Origin of the sequence: Pseudomonas sp. R9.37, from assembly GCF_963878885.1 — a bacterium.
Taxonomy (GTDB): Bacteria; Pseudomonadota; Gammaproteobacteria; order Pseudomonadales; family Pseudomonadaceae; genus Aquipseudomonas.
Genome location: NZ_CAWNZA010000032.1, coordinates 400,107 through 413,860 on the forward strand (window position 1 = coordinate 400,107; position 13,754 = coordinate 413,860).

Genomic DNA, 13,754 nt, shown 5'->3' on the forward strand with positions numbered 1-13,754 from the left:
CGACATGAGGCCAGAAATCGCTGTGTTGGATATACAGGGTCAGTATCGGGTTTACACGGAGTTCTATCGCGCGGATGCTGCTGAAAAGACCATCATCCTGGTCAACGGCTCGATGGCCACCACGGCGTCCTTCGCCCAAACCGTGAAAAGCCTGTACCCGCAGTTCAACGTGGTTTTGTACGACCAGCCCTACGCTGGCCGCTCCAAAATCCACAACCGCCACGAGCAGATGCTGACGAAAGAAGTCGAAGGCCAGATTCTGCTGGAACTCATCGACCACTTCGCCGCCGAACACGTGCTGTCATTTTCCTGGGGCGGCGCTGCCACCCTGGTCGCCCTCGCTGCGCGCCCGCGCCGCGTGGAAAAGGCCGTGATCAGTTCGTTTTCCCCGGTAATCAATGCACCGATGCGCGATTACCTTGAACGCGGTGTGGACTACCTCGGCAACCTTGACCGCGACCGCGTCGGCCACCTGGTCAACAACACTATCGGCAAACACCTGCCGTCGCTGTTCAAGCGCTTCAACTACAAGCACGTCAGCAGCCTGGCCGAGCACGAATACGGGCAGATGCACTTTCACATCAGCCACGTGCTCAACAGCGACCGCCTGTGCTACCTCAAGGCAGCGCGGCAAATCGACATCCCAGTGCTGTTTTTGAATGGCGAATGGGACGAGTACACCAGCGCCGAAGACGCCAAGCTGTTTGGCCAGCATGTGGCCAAGAGCAGCTTCAGCACTGTTCAGGCGACCGGGCATTTTCTGGATATGGAGCACAAGGCGGCGTGTCGGGACAGCCGGGACGCGGTGGTGGGCTTTTTGAAACCGCAGCGACAGGTCAGTCGCTTGCGCTACCACCAGGGCCAGACGCAGCATGCCTTTGCGATTTGAATGACAGAGCTGAAACGCCCGCTTGGGCGGGAGCCGGGCTTGCCCGCGATGCAGGTACCTGTGTGTCAGTCACACAGGCGATGTATCGCAGGCAAGCCAGCTTCCAACTGAGCTTGAGCGACGCAACCCACACATTTTTCGAAGAAAAACTTCAAATCCCGATGAACATCTGGTACAAAGTCAGCCGCTCTGAGCGGGTATAGTTTAATGGTAGAACAGTAGCTTCCCAAGCTTCCGACGAGGGTTCGATTCCCTCTACCCGCTCCACTCACATTTCGCGCCTACGTCGGTTACGACGCAGATGCCAAAAAAACCGGTCCCTGTGACCGGTTTTTTTATGGGCGCAATTTGTGCATTCGTCACTTGCCGCGCGCAAACCTGTACAAATCAATATTTTTGTACAAGTATAAATACCAAGCGTTGGCGCTTCGCCGCGCATGATCACGGAGCCCGGCAATGGCACGTCTACTGATTTCATTGTTGCTGGCGTTGAGTTTGAGCAGTTGCGGCAACGTCGAGGTCGCCCACTACGCCGACCAGAAACCGCAATTGGACCTGGAGCGTTTCTTCAGCAAGCCCGTCAAGGCCTGGGGGATTTTCCAGAAGCGTTCGGGCGAAGTGGCCAAGCGCTTTGAGGTCGATATCGCCAGCCGCCGCGAGGGCGACGCCCTGATTCTCGACGAGCGCTTTCTGTACAGCGATGGCACGCGTCAGCAGCGCGTCTGGACACTGACCCCGGATGGTCCGGGACGCTGGCGCGGTCGGGCGGGTGACGTGGTCGGCGAAGCGATCGGCGAAGTTGCGGGGAATGCATTGCGTTGGCGCTACCGACTCAACCTGCCGGTGGACGGTTCGGTCCACGAGGTGAGTTTTGATGACTGGATGTACTTGATGGACGAGGACACGCTGATCAACCGCTCCAGCATGACCAAGTTCGGCGTCGAATGGGGCCAGGTCACACTGTTCTTTCGTCGCCAATGAAACAACCCACCGTGAGGGTGAACCATGAACCTGAAAATGCTCACTGAATTGGCCGAGAAAGGCGAGATACGGGAGTTGGAGCTGCTGTCGCTGGAGGGTGGTTTCTACATCGCGCGGGTCAGGTTGGATCATGTCGAAATGACGCTGGTGGACGATGACGCCAAGCCCATGCGCATCGGCTCGACCACGCACTTGCGCGACCTGTTGCAGCGGGTTCCGCCGTTCCCGTGTGTGCTGGTGCAGCACAGCGTGCACGATGAAATGTGCGGTGCGCGCGAAGGGCCGATCGGCGCGTTGCGCATACCGTTTACGCTGGCCTCGCCCCTTTAACCAGGGAATGTGCGGTTAAACCCCATCGCGCATTCCTCGCTGTACCACCCACGCCAACGGCAAGGTCAGCAGCAACATCCCCGCCAGTACCATCACCGCCACCGGCACACCGAGCGCATCGCCGACCCCGCCGAACACCACCGGCGCCAGCGCTCCGCCGCCAATGGTGCCGGTGTAGAACACCGCAAAAGCCTGTTCGCGCCTGTCTGCGCTCGCCAGGTCCGGGACGGCGCCGTAGAGCACAGAAGACGTGCCGTTCAGCGCCAAACCCAGCAGCGGCAACATCACCATCAAGCCACTCAGCGGCAGGTACACGGCCGTGACGATCAACAGCGCGGTGCTGGTTTCGGTCAACCAGACGGTTTTCATCATGCCAATGCGAGCCCCCAGGTAGCCGCAAAGCAATTTGCCAAACGCACCGCCAATGAACAGCATCGTCAGCGCCAGCCCAATGCCCGCCGTGCCAGCGCCTTTGGCTTGCAGCAGAAACGGCAGGAACGTGAGAAAGCCCATGCGCACGGCGCTGTCGAGCGTACCGGTGAGGATCAGCGCACGCAGGCCTGCCACCGAGCCCGTGCCACTCGGTGGCCGGGCTTTTTTTATCGCGTTGGACTCGCGAACTTCAGCCGGCACCAGCCACCACAGCATCCCCGCTGCCGCCAGACCAAGCAGCCCCAGCAGTGTGGCGCTGGCGCGCCAGCTGACGACGGTCAGCAGCAGGCCCACCACCCCAGGAATCAGGGTTTTGCCGATATCGCCGCTGAAGTTGTACTGGGACAGCGCCTGCTTGACGCCACCACCGTCCTCATAAGCGTCGGTGATCATCGAGGAGGCCAATGGATGTTGGGTGCTGGCCCCCAAACCGCCCAGCAGCAACGCCAACAGCAACAGGCTCAGCCCGGTGGCTTGCCCCACCACTAGGTAAGCGACACCCGCAAGCGCAGTGCCACCTACCAGCAACGGTAAACGGCCCCAGCGTCGGGCGGCGCGGCTGGCCATCAGTTGGAACACGGCCATCATTCCGGAATAGGCGCCACGCAACAGGCCGATCTGGGCGTAGGACAAGGCGAACTGCGCCTGCCAGATCGGCAGCAACACGTAGATAACGTCCGTGAGGCCATCGTGTACGGCGTGAGCGCTGCAACCGGCGATCAGCGCGCGGCGCCGGCTGGAGGTTTCGCGGACAGGCATGGCTACAGTGTCATTCATGGTGTCGGCACCCGCTCAGGTTTGAGTGGCTTCCAGCCCGTCAGGGCGATCAGCAGCGTCAGCAGTTGAAAACCGATAATCAGCGCCACACAGCCGGCCCAGCCCCAGCGCTCCCAGATCAATGCCGGGACGATGGCACCGCAACTGCCGCCCAGGTAATAGCACGTCAGGTAAACCCCCACGGCGCCAGACTTGCTCTCACCGGCGGTGGCACTGATGAAAGCATTGGCGGCGGCCTGGGCCAGGAACACGCCGGTGGAACTGAGCGCCAGGCCCACCACAATGCACCACAGCGACGGCGCCAGGGTCAGCGCCGAACCACCGACACCGAGCGCGGCGGCGACCGCCAGCAGTTCGGCGTGAGGCCTGGCTTTGCTGAGGCGCCCGGCGATGGGAATCACGATCAACGCCAGCAGAAACACCATGTAAAGCGTGCCCAGCGCCGCAGGCCCCAAGTTGAACGGTGGCAGGCCAAGGTGCAAACCTGCGTAAGTAAATGCCGCAACCTGGGAGAACAACACGCAAAAACCTACGCCGTACGCCGCCAGCAAAGGTCGGCTAAAAACACCTGAAGAAACCGTTCCAGGCCGTTCGCCGCGCTGTCGATTGGCGGGCAACAGGAACTGAATAAACCCGCCGACCATCAAGCTCAACACCGCCAGCAGTTCGAACGCTTCGCGCCAGCCGACGTATTGCGTCATCACACCGGTGACGAAACGCCCGGCGAACCCGCCCAGAACCGTGCCCGCCACGTACAGGCTGGTGACCTCGGTCACCGTCGCGCCACGCCAACGGTCGCCGATGTAAGCCACGCTGGTGGCAAACACCACCGGGATCACCATACCCTGCACAAACCGCCACACCAGCACTTCGGCAAAACTGCCGGCGTAGGCGGTCATCAGCGCAGGGGCGGCCAGCAGCAGCGCGGCCACGGCGATGACCGTGCGCTGTTCGAAGCGCCCGGTCAGCCGGCTGACAAAAGGCGCGGTGATTGCCACCGCCAGGGTGGTGACCGTGATGCTCCAGCCCGCTTCCTTGGCGCTGATATGAAACTGTGCGGCAAAGGTCGCGAGGATGCTTTGGGTGGCGTAAAGGTTGAGAAACGCAGCGCAGCCACACAGGAACAGGGCTAGACGGGCACAATGCAGGCGCGGTTTCATGAAACCTCTCGTTTTATTTTGTAACGCCTTTATAGAATGGCCGTCGGGTCTTAAACCAATACCGATTTCGAACCGATCAATACCCAAGGATCAGGATGCTCGACCTACGCAAGCTGCGTTACTTTCTGACGGTCGCCGAAGAATTGCACTTCGGCCGCGCGGCACTGCGCCTGCACCTGGCCCAACCGCCGCTGACTCGGCAGATTTCAGCGCTGGAGACAGAGCTGGGGTTCAAGCTGTTTGATCGCACCAGCCGCACGGTGTCTCTCACCGCCCAGGGGCGTTCGTTCTTGCCCTACGCGCGTGGCGTGTTGGAGCAGGTTGAATTGGCACAGGTCATCGCCGGCAAACTGGCAGCGGGCACCGCAGGCCAATTGGCACTCGGGTATGTCAGCTCGATCGCTTTGTCGGACCTGTTCAGCCAAGCGATCCAGGCCTTCGCCCAGCGCTTGCCCGATGTGCAGTTGACCTTGGTGGAGTGCGCCTCTGGCAGCCTCGGCGCGCAGGTGGCAGACGGCCGGATGGATATCGGATTGAGTCGGCTTTTGCCGCACACAGCAGACGTTCACGCGTTGTCGTTGGGCGAAGAGCGGCTGGTGGCCGCGGTGTCTAGCGACAGTCCGCTGGCCAAGCTGGCGCAGGTCAGCTTGACGCAACTCAGTGCGTATCCGCTGATTCTGTTCCCGGCCGACTACGGGTCGGGTCTGAACCAATCCATCGAGCACCTTTACCGCCGCCACGCCCAGCCTTTGCGCGCGGGGCCAACGGGGCGGCAGATCACCTCGATCATTGCCTTGGTGGCCGCCGCACAAGGCGTGGCGTTGGTGCCCGCCTGTACCCAAAGCCTGATGAACAAGGGCGTGACGTATCGGCCGCTGGTGGAGGCGGATGCGTGCGCGCAATTGTTGGTGTTGACGCCCGCGCAAAGGAAAAATGTATTGGCTGATGCATTTCTCGCCATCCTTGCGCAGGTGTTACACAGCCGGTAATGCCTTGGAAAAAACCGCAAACCTCTTACCAACACCCCACCAGGGCGCTCATTCAACGCCGACCGAAACCCGCTCATCGGCCGTCGTGAGCCGGCGGGTTTGTCGCTCGGTAACGGGTATTTCCATTGCCCCGACGGGCGCTACTGGAACGGCAAGCCCCTTGAGGAATTTGATCGCAAGAAACGCGGTTTCCTGACAGGCAGATGGCATTACAGTAGCGTCCTGGCTTTTAACACCCGTCCTTCGAGGAGCCCGCTCATGCCGTACGAATACACGCTCATGCCCTCCCCCGTCGGCCAGCTCACCCTGGTGGCCCGCGACGGCAAGCTCACCGCGATCCTGTGGGAACAGGAACGCGCCAACCGCGTACGGCTGGGCGAGTTGCGCGAGGCCAACGACAGCCCGGTGTTGTTGGAAACCGCGCGCCAGCTACGCGAGTATTTCGCCGGCGCACGCAGCCAGTTCGAGCTGGAACTGGACTTCAACGGCACGCCTTTTCAACAACAGGTCTGGCGGGCGCTGCTGACCATTCCGTTCGGCGAAACCCGCAGCTACAGCCAGATCGCCGAGCAAATCGGCAACCCCAAGGCCGTGCGCGCGGTGGGTGCCGCCAACGGGCGTAACCCCATCTCGATCATTGCGCCCTGCCATCGGGTCATAGGCGCCTCGGGTGGGCTGACCGGGTTCGCCGGAGGGCTTGGCGCCAAACACTATCTGCTCGCGCTGGAAGGTGCAGGCCAGGCAGAACTGGGCTTCTGAGGCGAACCGCGACAAAAACGTACAACTTTGCTCACCGACGCTTTTGTAAAAAGAAATTTCAAAGAACCGCTGCGGTCCATAATTTCATCACCCACCCATTAAGGAAAAACGGTCATGAAATTCTCCGCAGTCTCTCAATCCTTGTCCCGCTGGGCAGGCAGCGCCCGGACGTTCTATGCGGCCGTCGCGTTGATATTCCTGTGGAGCCTGAGCGGACCCTACTTCCACTACAACGACACCTGGCAGTTGATCATCAATACCTCGACCACCATCATCACCTTCCTGATGGTCTTCCTGATCCAGAACACACAAAACCGCGACAACGACATCCTGCATATCAAGATCGACGAACTGCTGCGCGTCTCCAAGGATGCCCAGAACGCCGTGTTGAGCCTGGATGGCCTGGACCGCAAAGAACTGGAACAACTGCGCAAGCAATACCGCAGCATCGGCGACACCGGCACGGTCAGCTTGAGCACCAGTTGTGGTGAAAGGGTCGACGATGCGCACCCCAACAAAACCGATCTGAATCAAGCCTAAAAAAAACGGCGGTTGGAAATCATCCAACCGCCGTTTCTCATTTCAGGTGACGCAATCAACCGTCGCCTTGATGACCTTTACCGTAAGTGGAGGCCAGGGCACGGGCTTTTTGCAGACGCTCTTCAAGCTTGGGCAGCGTCTCGTCCACCAGCGCTTTTATCTCTGGCACATCCGACGCCGCGCCTTCTTTCTTGAACAGCGCGATGGCGTCTTCGTTTTCCTTGACCTGCTGCGCGGTGTAGGCGGCGTCAAAGGAGTCGCCGTCCTTGAGTTCAGGCATCAGGGTTTCGGCCTTGTCGACGATCTTCTCGCGCGGGGCCACGGGCAAGTCGAGCTTCTTGGCGATGGCCGCCAAATGCTGGTTGGCCAGGGTGCGTTCGTTGATGACCTCGATGGTGTAGTCCTTGATTTCCTGGGACGACGTCCTGGCGTGGGCCATGCGACTGGTTTCGATATCGGCCATCCCTTTGGCCGAAGCCTGCTCGATGAATTCAGCAGGCGACTGGGCGAAAGCATTGCTGGCGCCGAGGCCCAGCAGCATCGCGAAACTGGCGGTGCGTAACCGGATAGCCATGCGGCTCATGATGGGTTCCTCCAGGGCAAAAATAGGTGCGGGGGAATACGCCCCGCCCTGAATTCGAATTTTCAGGGCGGCAAAGGTTTAGAAAAAACTCGCCAGTGCGACGAACGGTCGTCGTCGCCTCAAGCCGGTTTGCTGCCGAACAGGCCCGGCAACGCGTGCGCCAGGGCGTTAATGGCGAAGCCGATAAACATCACGCCGCACAGCCGGGTGATGAGGATTTCATGCCGCTGGTACACCGTGCGCACACGCTGGGCGCCCACCACGCCGATCAGAATCGCGTAAGCCAGCAGGCCGCCGATGAAACTCAACAAGATCAACGACGGCAGCATTGCCCATGTCAGCAACTCGGCACGGCTGGACAGCAGCGCGGTAAAGGTTGCAACCGCCACCGGGTAGGCCTTGGGGTTGGTCAAGCCGAACAGGATGCCGTGCCAGAACGGATGGCGCGCCGCGCCCTGAGGCGCATCGCTGCTGCGGCGCTGGGTGCGAATCGCCCGCCAGCCAAGCCAGAACAAGTACACACCGCTCAGCACGCCCAGCACATCAAAGGCGCTGCTGCCCACTTCCCGCGCGCCCACAATGGCGACCAGCGCCGTACTGCACCACACCACATCACCCAGCAAGTGCCCGCACAGAAAACCCGCCCCGGCGCGACGGCCACGAGACGCGCCGATCCCAAATACCGCCAGGACGCCCGGCCCAGGCGTGATCCCATAGATAAAACCCGAAGCAAGAACGGCGAGCAGCAAGGAGGGGGTCATGGACGCGACTCTGACAGGCGATTGAAAGGTGCAGCGATTCTGCACGTTCTGGCGCTACGGGTAAAACTGCATGCCTGCATAAGGCTTGGCGCGGCAGGCCTGAAGGCGCGAAGCCAGGTCGCCGACATGCGCCTCGAGCTTGTGCCCATCCGGGTCGAGAAAGTAGAACGAGGCCCCTTCGCTGCGGTTGTCACGCCACTCCTGCACCTTGGCGTCTCGCAAGCGCACCACCAGCGCGGCGAACGCATCGGCGGCGGCAGTGAACGCGTAATGGGTGTAATCCACCGCAGGTGTGGTTGAACGCGAAGGATCGAGCGACAGGCACAGCCACAAACCGGGCAATGAGAGGTAGGCGCCCTGGTCCCAGGTGGCGTCGAGCTTAAGCTGCAGCAGCCCATGGTAGAAGCTGACGCTGCGGTTCAAGTCGGTAACGGCAAGGGTCAGGTGGTTCAAGCCTGAGAGCATGAGTGTTTTTTCCTGTGATCGATAGCCTTAGGACAGCACACCTTGCACCTGCCCAATCAGCCACTGCAACCCCGAATCGCCGCCCCGCCGTGCATGCCACGCCAGTTCGACGGCGAACGAGGGAATATGAAACGGTGGCGGCACGGCCAGCAGATGCTGTTGATCGATGTTGAGCAAGCCCCTGGATGACACCGTCAGAATCAGGTCGGTGCCCTGAATCAACTGCGGCGCCACGCCCCAATGCGGCAGGCTGATTGCCACATGGCGCCGTTCACGAATCGCCGTTAACGCCCGCTCGATTTCCGGGGTGCCGCTACCGCGCATTTCCAACAGCACGTGCGGGCGCGACAAATAGGTGGGCAGGTCAAGCACGCCACTGGGCGGCAGGCTGTTGCGGTCGACCAGGCAGGTGTAATGCTCCTCAAACAAAGGCGTGGTGCGCAGTTCGGCGGGCATATCGGGGAATACCCCGGCGGCCAGGTCGATGTCGCCGTTGAGCACGGCGTCTACCATGCCTTCACGGCTGGCCTGGACGATTTGCAGGTCGATGCCAGGGGCTTCACGGCACAGAACGCGGACCAGCTCCGGCAGGAAAATCGCCGCGCTGTAGTCCGACATCGCCAGGCGAAACCTGCGCTTGGCCGACGCCGGGTCAAACCGGTTCGGTGCCAGCAGTGCTTGCACCTGGGCCAGGGCTTCAGCCAAAGGTGTCGCCAACTCCAGGGCTCGCGCGGTCGGCACCAATGTTCCGCCCTGGCGCACCAGCAAGGGATCACCCAGCAGATCCCGCAAACGCGCCAGAGCGTGGCTGACTGCCGGCTGGCTCAGGTGCAAACGCTCGGCGGCGCGAGTGACGTGTTGCTCACTGAGCAAGGCCTCCAGGATCACCAGCAGGTTGAGGTCGACGCGACGCAGATCATTCATCGGCTGCATGCTCAGCATAAGAATTTGGAATTTAAATTTGCGCGACGAATAGCCTAGAGTCCAGCAAAACCTCTGGGAGATTCGAAATGACGACGTTGCATTGGCTGGGTTTGCTGGCGTTGGCGGTGATCGCCGGGGCGGTGGTGCCGTTTCAAAGCGCAATCAACGCCAACCTCGGGCGCGGGCTCGGTCACCCGTTGTGGGCCACGCTGGCGTCACTGTTGGTGAGTATTATCGTGCTGCTGCCGGTCATTCTGGCGCTGCGTTTACCCCTGCCGAGCCTGACCTTTATCACTAAAGCGCCGGTGTGGATGTGGGCCGGGGGTGCATTTGGCGTGTGCTTTATTTCCCTGGCGCTGATGCTGTTGCCCAAGCTCGGCGCGTCGGGGTTCATTGCCTTGGCCATGGCCGGACAGATTCTCGCCTCACTGGTACTCGATCACTTCGGGCTGTTCGGCCTGGTGGAGCGCCAACTGACAACGCCCCGTGTGCTGGGGGCACTGTTGTTGATTGGCGGCGTGGTATTGATTCAGTTCAGCAGCACGCCTGCCCGAGCATTGGCAGCGACAGGCTGATCAGGCCTTGTCGAGCGTGCGCAGCTTGTGTGGCAAGCCCCACAGCAACAAAGCCGCGGCCAACAGGGCGCACACGCCAATCACATACAGCGCCGGGGTGGTGCTGCCGGTGAGGTCCTTGATCCGCCCCACCATCACCGGGCTGACAATGCCGCCGAACTGACCGAGGGTGTTGATCACCGCGATGCCGCCGGCCGCACCGGCTCCCGCGCCCGCCAGCAGTTTGGGCGGCAAGGTCCAGAAGGTCGGGATCGAGGCGATGATGCCCGCCCCCAGCATGCCCAGGGCGATGATCAGAAACGTGGTGTGGTCGGCAAAAATCCCGGCGCTGAAAAAGCCAATCGCCCCCAACACCACCAGGCCGCAGACAAACTTGCGCCGCTCGCCGGTGGCGTCCGACAGCCGCCCGATCACCACCATGCTGATCGCGCCGCACACATAGGGAATCGCGGTGAGCAGGCCGATCATCACCGGGCTCTGGGTGCCGGCGCTGCGGATCAATTGTGGCGCCCAGAAGTTGAGCCCGTAGGACGCGACCTGGATCAGGAAGTAGATAAAACCCAGCATCAAAAAGCCTGGAATGCGGATCGCCGACAGCAATGAACCACCGTGGGAGTTGGGCTCATGCTTGGCAATTCGGCTGGACAGCAAGGTCTTTTCCGCTGGCGTCAGCCACTGCGCGTCTTCGATACGGTCTTTGAGCAGTGTTAGCACCAGAAAGCCCAGGCCGATGCAGGGCAAGCCGCCAAGCAGAAACAACCAGTGCCAGCCGCGCAGTTGCAGTACGCCGTCGAGATGCTCCAACACCAGGCCGGAGAACGGCGCGCCAACCAAGCCCGCGAAGGCCGAAGCCAGAAACAGCAGCGAGGTGATGCGCCCACGAAAGTGCTGCGGAAACCACAACGTCAGGTAATACAGTACGCCCGGTGCGAAGCCAGCTTCCATGGCGCCAATGATGAAACGCAGGCCGTAGAACTGCCATTCGGCGGTGACAAACACCATGGCCGCCGTGGCCAGGCCCCACGACATCATGATCCGCGCGATCCAGCGCCGTGCGCCGACCTTGTACAGCATCATGTTGCTCGGCACTTCGAAAATCACATAGCCGACCACAAACAGCCCGGCGCCGAGGCCGTAAGCGGTGTCGCTCAGGCTCAGGTCGGTTTGCAGTTGGAACTTGGCGAAGCTGATGTTGATGCGGTCAAAAAACGCGAACAGGTAGCACACCATGATCAGCGGCATCACGCGCCAGGCGACCTTGCTGACCAGGGCTTTTTCGGCATTGATCTCAGCGGCCGGGCGCGCGCCGGCCTCTAACGTATTAGTGCTCATGCTTTCTCTCCAGCGGGCAGCTCAACGGCGCCCGATTGTTTTTGTTGTCTGGTGCGGTGTTACAGGGTGGCGATGTAATCGGGTGGCGGATGCAGGTCGCCATTGCGCCCGGCCTTGGCGACCTGGCCGGGCAGCTCATGGCCAAGCAGCGCTGGCAGTTGGCGGGACATGTGCAACAGGTGCGGCAGGTCGATACCGGTGTGAATCCCGACCTCGTCGCACAGGTTGACCAGGTCTTCGGTGCAGATATTGCCCGACGCCCCCGGCGCGAACGGGCAGCCGCCGAGGCCGCCCAGGGCCGCATCAAATCGGCGCGCGCCGGCCTCGTAGGCCGCCAGCACATTGCACAAGCCCAGGCCACGGGTGTTGTGAAAATGCAGGGTCAGATCGCTGGCTGGCACATGCTGCAATACACGTTTGACCAGGCGCGCAACTTGGCGCGGGTTGGCCATGCCGGTGGTGTCGGCCAGGGTGATGCCCTGGATGCCCAACTCGCGATAGGCATCGACGATGTGCAGCACGCGGTCTTCATCAATCTTGCCTTCGAACGGGCAGCCGAAGGTGGTGGCGATGCTGCCGTTGAGGCGCACCGGGTAGTCGGCGGCGAAGCTGACGATGTCTTTAAAAGCCGCCAACGAGGCCTCGCAACGCATGCGCATATTCGCCAGGTTGTGGGTCTGGCTGGCGGACATCACCAGGTTCAACTCATCGGCGCGGGACTCGATGGCGCGCTGGGCACCCTTGAGATTAGGGATCAGCGCCACATAGATCACACCGGGTTTGCGCCCGATGCCCTGGAACACTTGCTCGCCATCGCGCAATGCCGGAATGGCCTTGGGCGAGACGAATGAACCAGCCTCGATTCGCGAAAACCCGGCCAGCGACAGCTGGTTGATCAACGCGATCTTGTCGGCGGTTTCAACCCAGGTCGGTTCGATTTGCAGGCCATCGCGCGGGGACACTTCCTGCACGATCAGCGGGTCAGAATAATCGGTGATCATTGCACCACTCCCGAGGTTTTCAGGCGTTGGATATCGGTATCGGTCAGGCCGAGGCTGCCGAGGATGTCGTCGGTGTGCTGGCCCAGGCTCGGGCCTTGCCAGTTCACCGCGCCGGGGGTTTCGGAGAGCTTGGGCACGATGCCCGGCATTTTCACCGACACGCCGCCAGGCAGTTCGGCATTGAGCAGCATGTCGCGCGCCTGGTAATGCGGGTCGCTGACGATATCAGCCACCGAGTAGATGCGCCCGGCCGGCACTTCGGCGGTTTCCAGGGCAGCAAGCACTTGGTCGATGGGCAGGCTGCTGGTCCAGTGCGTGATCGCCGCATCCAGCAAACCACTTTTCGCCGCGCGGCCATCGTTGTGGGCAAACTCCGGCGCGTCGGCCAGGTCGGCGCGGCCGATGGTGGTCATCAAACGCTTGTAGATCGGGTCACTGTTACCGGCGATCACCACATAGGCACCGTCGGCGGTCAGGTAGGTATTGGACGGCGCGATGCCGGGCAAGGCGCCACCGCTGCGCTCGCGCACGTGGCCGAGCATGTCGTATTCAGGCACCAGGCTTTCCATCAGGTTGAACACGCTTTCGGCCAGCGACACATCGACAATCTGCCCGTCGCCCTGGCCGGTCTTGACCCGCAGCAGCGACATCAGCGCGCCGATCACGCCGTGCAATGACGCAAGGGAATCGCCCAGGCTCACGCCCACCCGCGCCGGTGGCGAATCCGGGTTGCCGGTGGTGTAGCGAATGCCGCCCATGGCCTCGCCGATGGCACCGAAGCCTGGACGGTCGCGATACGGGCCGGTCTGGCCGTAGCCGGAGATGCGCACCAGGGTCAGCTTGGGGTTGAGGGCGTGCAACACGTCCCAGCCCAGGCCGAGTTTTTCCAGGCCGCCGGGGCGCAGGTTTTCGATCAGCACGTCGGCGTCGCCGAGCAATTGCTTGATCAAACCCAAGCCTTCCGCTGACTTGAGGTCCAACGCCAGGGACTTCTTGTTGCGCGATTGCAGGTACCACCACAGCGAAGTGCCTTCGTGCAGCTTTCGCCATTTACGAAGCGGATCGCCCTGGCCCAGGGCTTCGATCTTGATCACCTCGGCGCCAAACTCGGCCATCAGCCGGGCGGCGAACGGCGCGGCAATCAGGGTGCCGATCTCAATCACCTTGATACCGCTCAATGGAGCCGTCATGGGGTGTGCCTCTTATTCTTGGAATGTGTGGCCAAGGCTAGAGGACAGCCGTAGGAGAAATCCAAC

Annotated in this window: 17 protein-coding genes and 1 tRNA gene; 8 read left to right on the forward strand and 10 right to left on the reverse strand. The window is 61.6% G+C overall.

Features of this window, described 5'->3' with window-relative positions; translation table 11 throughout:
• Nucleotides 1-4 precede the first annotated feature (4 nt).
• The 4 genes from AACU78_RS17690 (at nt 5) to AACU78_RS17705 (ending at nt 2,200) form a co-directional block, all read left to right on the forward strand.
• The gene (locus tag AACU78_RS17690; RefSeq protein ID WP_106577033.1) at nt 5-889 is read left to right on the forward strand and encodes an alpha/beta fold hydrolase; all 885 of its coding nucleotides are present in this window, start codon (nt 5-7) and stop codon (nt 887-889) included.
• Between the two features lie 193 nt (nt 890-1,082).
• Nucleotides 1,083-1,156, forward strand: a tRNA-Gly gene (locus tag AACU78_RS17695).
• Nucleotides 1,157-1,345: 189 nt separating this feature from the next.
• Nucleotides 1,346-1,870 (forward strand): DUF3833 domain-containing protein, encoded by a 525-nt coding sequence (locus tag AACU78_RS17700; RefSeq protein ID WP_106577034.1) that lies wholly within the window; start codon nt 1,346-1,348, stop codon nt 1,868-1,870.
• Nucleotides 1,871-1,894: 24 nt separating this feature from the next.
• Nucleotides 1,895-2,200, forward strand: a complete 306-nt coding sequence (locus AACU78_RS17705) for a DUF6482 family protein (protein ID WP_106577035.1) — start codon at nt 1,895-1,897, stop codon at nt 2,198-2,200.
• A gap of 15 nt (nt 2,201-2,215) precedes the next feature.
• Here the strand turns inward: AACU78_RS17705 and AACU78_RS17710 are convergent, their stop codons facing one another.
• Together AACU78_RS17710 and AACU78_RS17715 are read right to left on the reverse strand one after the other, a co-directional pair.
• Nucleotides 2,216-3,409 carry an MFS transporter gene (locus tag AACU78_RS17710; protein WP_106577036.1) on the reverse strand — a complete coding sequence of 398 codons (1,194 nt, stop codon included), beginning with the start codon at nt 3,407-3,409 and terminating at the stop codon, nt 2,216-2,218.
• Nucleotides 3,406-4,569 (reverse strand): MFS transporter, encoded by a 1,164-nt coding sequence (locus AACU78_RS17715; RefSeq protein ID WP_106577037.1) that lies wholly within the window; start codon nt 4,567-4,569, stop codon nt 3,406-3,408. Before AACU78_RS17715 ends, AACU78_RS17710 begins: the two co-directional genes overlap by 4 nt.
• Before the next feature lie 95 nt (nt 4,570-4,664).
• Between AACU78_RS17715 and AACU78_RS17720 the strand changes: the two genes are divergently transcribed.
• Nucleotides 4,665-5,558 (forward strand): LysR family transcriptional regulator, encoded by an 894-nt coding sequence (locus AACU78_RS17720; protein ID WP_106577038.1) that lies wholly within the window; start codon nt 4,665-4,667, stop codon nt 5,556-5,558.
• A 48-nt stretch (nt 5,559-5,606) separates the two neighbouring features.
• Here AACU78_RS17720 and AACU78_RS17725 read toward each other — a convergent pair whose 3' ends face one another.
• Entirely contained in the window at nt 5,607-5,768 is a 162-nt protein-coding gene (locus AACU78_RS17725) for a hypothetical protein (protein WP_158266155.1), read from the reverse strand.
• A gap of 48 nt (nt 5,769-5,816) precedes the next feature.
• Between AACU78_RS17725 and AACU78_RS17730 the strand changes: the two genes are divergently transcribed.
• Together AACU78_RS17730 and AACU78_RS17735 are read left to right on the forward strand one after the other, a co-directional pair.
• Entirely contained in the window at nt 5,817-6,317 is a 501-nt protein-coding gene (locus AACU78_RS17730) for a methylated-DNA--[protein]-cysteine S-methyltransferase (protein ID WP_106577039.1), read from the forward strand.
• A 114-nt stretch (nt 6,318-6,431) separates the two neighbouring features.
• Nucleotides 6,432-6,857, forward strand: coding sequence for a low affinity iron permease family protein (locus AACU78_RS17735; RefSeq protein ID WP_106577040.1), 426 nt, complete (start codon nt 6,432-6,434; stop codon nt 6,855-6,857).
• Between the two features lie 55 nt (nt 6,858-6,912).
• Here AACU78_RS17735 and AACU78_RS17740 read toward each other — a convergent pair whose 3' ends face one another.
• The 4 genes from AACU78_RS17740 to AACU78_RS17755 form a co-directional block, all read right to left on the reverse strand.
• Entirely contained in the window at nt 6,913-7,440 is a 528-nt protein-coding gene (locus AACU78_RS17740) for a DUF4142 domain-containing protein (protein ID WP_106577041.1), read from the reverse strand.
• Between the two features lie 119 nt (nt 7,441-7,559).
• Nucleotides 7,560-8,201, reverse strand: coding sequence for a LysE family translocator (locus tag AACU78_RS17745; protein WP_106577042.1), 642 nt, complete (start codon nt 8,199-8,201; stop codon nt 7,560-7,562).
• A gap of 54 nt (nt 8,202-8,255) precedes the next feature.
• Nucleotides 8,256-8,666 (reverse strand): fosfomycin resistance glutathione transferase, encoded by a 411-nt coding sequence (fos, locus tag AACU78_RS17750; protein WP_106577043.1) that lies wholly within the window; start codon nt 8,664-8,666, stop codon nt 8,256-8,258.
• Nucleotides 8,667-8,693: 27 nt separating this feature from the next.
• Nucleotides 8,694-9,599: a LysR family transcriptional regulator gene (locus tag AACU78_RS17755; RefSeq protein WP_445261901.1), complete on the reverse strand. Its 906-nt coding sequence runs from the start codon at nt 9,597-9,599 to the stop codon at nt 8,694-8,696.
• A 77-nt stretch (nt 9,600-9,676) separates the two neighbouring features.
• Here AACU78_RS17755 and AACU78_RS17760 point away from each other — a divergent pair, with 77 nt between their 5' ends.
• Nucleotides 9,677-10,165, forward strand: coding sequence for a DMT family transporter (locus tag AACU78_RS17760; protein WP_106577045.1), 489 nt, complete (start codon nt 9,677-9,679; stop codon nt 10,163-10,165).
• Here the strand turns inward: AACU78_RS17760 and AACU78_RS17765 are convergent, their stop codons facing one another.
• Genes AACU78_RS17765 through AACU78_RS17775 form a run of 3 tightly spaced genes read right to left on the reverse strand, consistent with a single transcriptional unit; the run spans nt 10,166 to nt 13,688 of the window.
• Nucleotides 10,166-11,497 (reverse strand): MFS transporter, encoded by a 1,332-nt coding sequence (locus AACU78_RS17765; RefSeq protein WP_106577046.1) that lies wholly within the window; start codon nt 11,495-11,497, stop codon nt 10,166-10,168.
• A 59-nt stretch (nt 11,498-11,556) separates the two neighbouring features.
• Nucleotides 11,557-12,498: a hydroxymethylglutaryl-CoA lyase gene (locus AACU78_RS17770; protein ID WP_106577047.1), complete on the reverse strand. Its 942-nt coding sequence runs from the start codon at nt 12,496-12,498 to the stop codon at nt 11,557-11,559.
• Nucleotides 12,495-13,688 (reverse strand): CaiB/BaiF CoA transferase family protein, encoded by a 1,194-nt coding sequence (locus AACU78_RS17775; protein ID WP_106577048.1) that lies wholly within the window; start codon nt 13,686-13,688, stop codon nt 12,495-12,497. The genes AACU78_RS17770 and AACU78_RS17775 overlap by 4 nt, the downstream gene beginning before the upstream one ends.
• Nucleotides 13,689-13,754 lie beyond the last annotated feature (66 nt).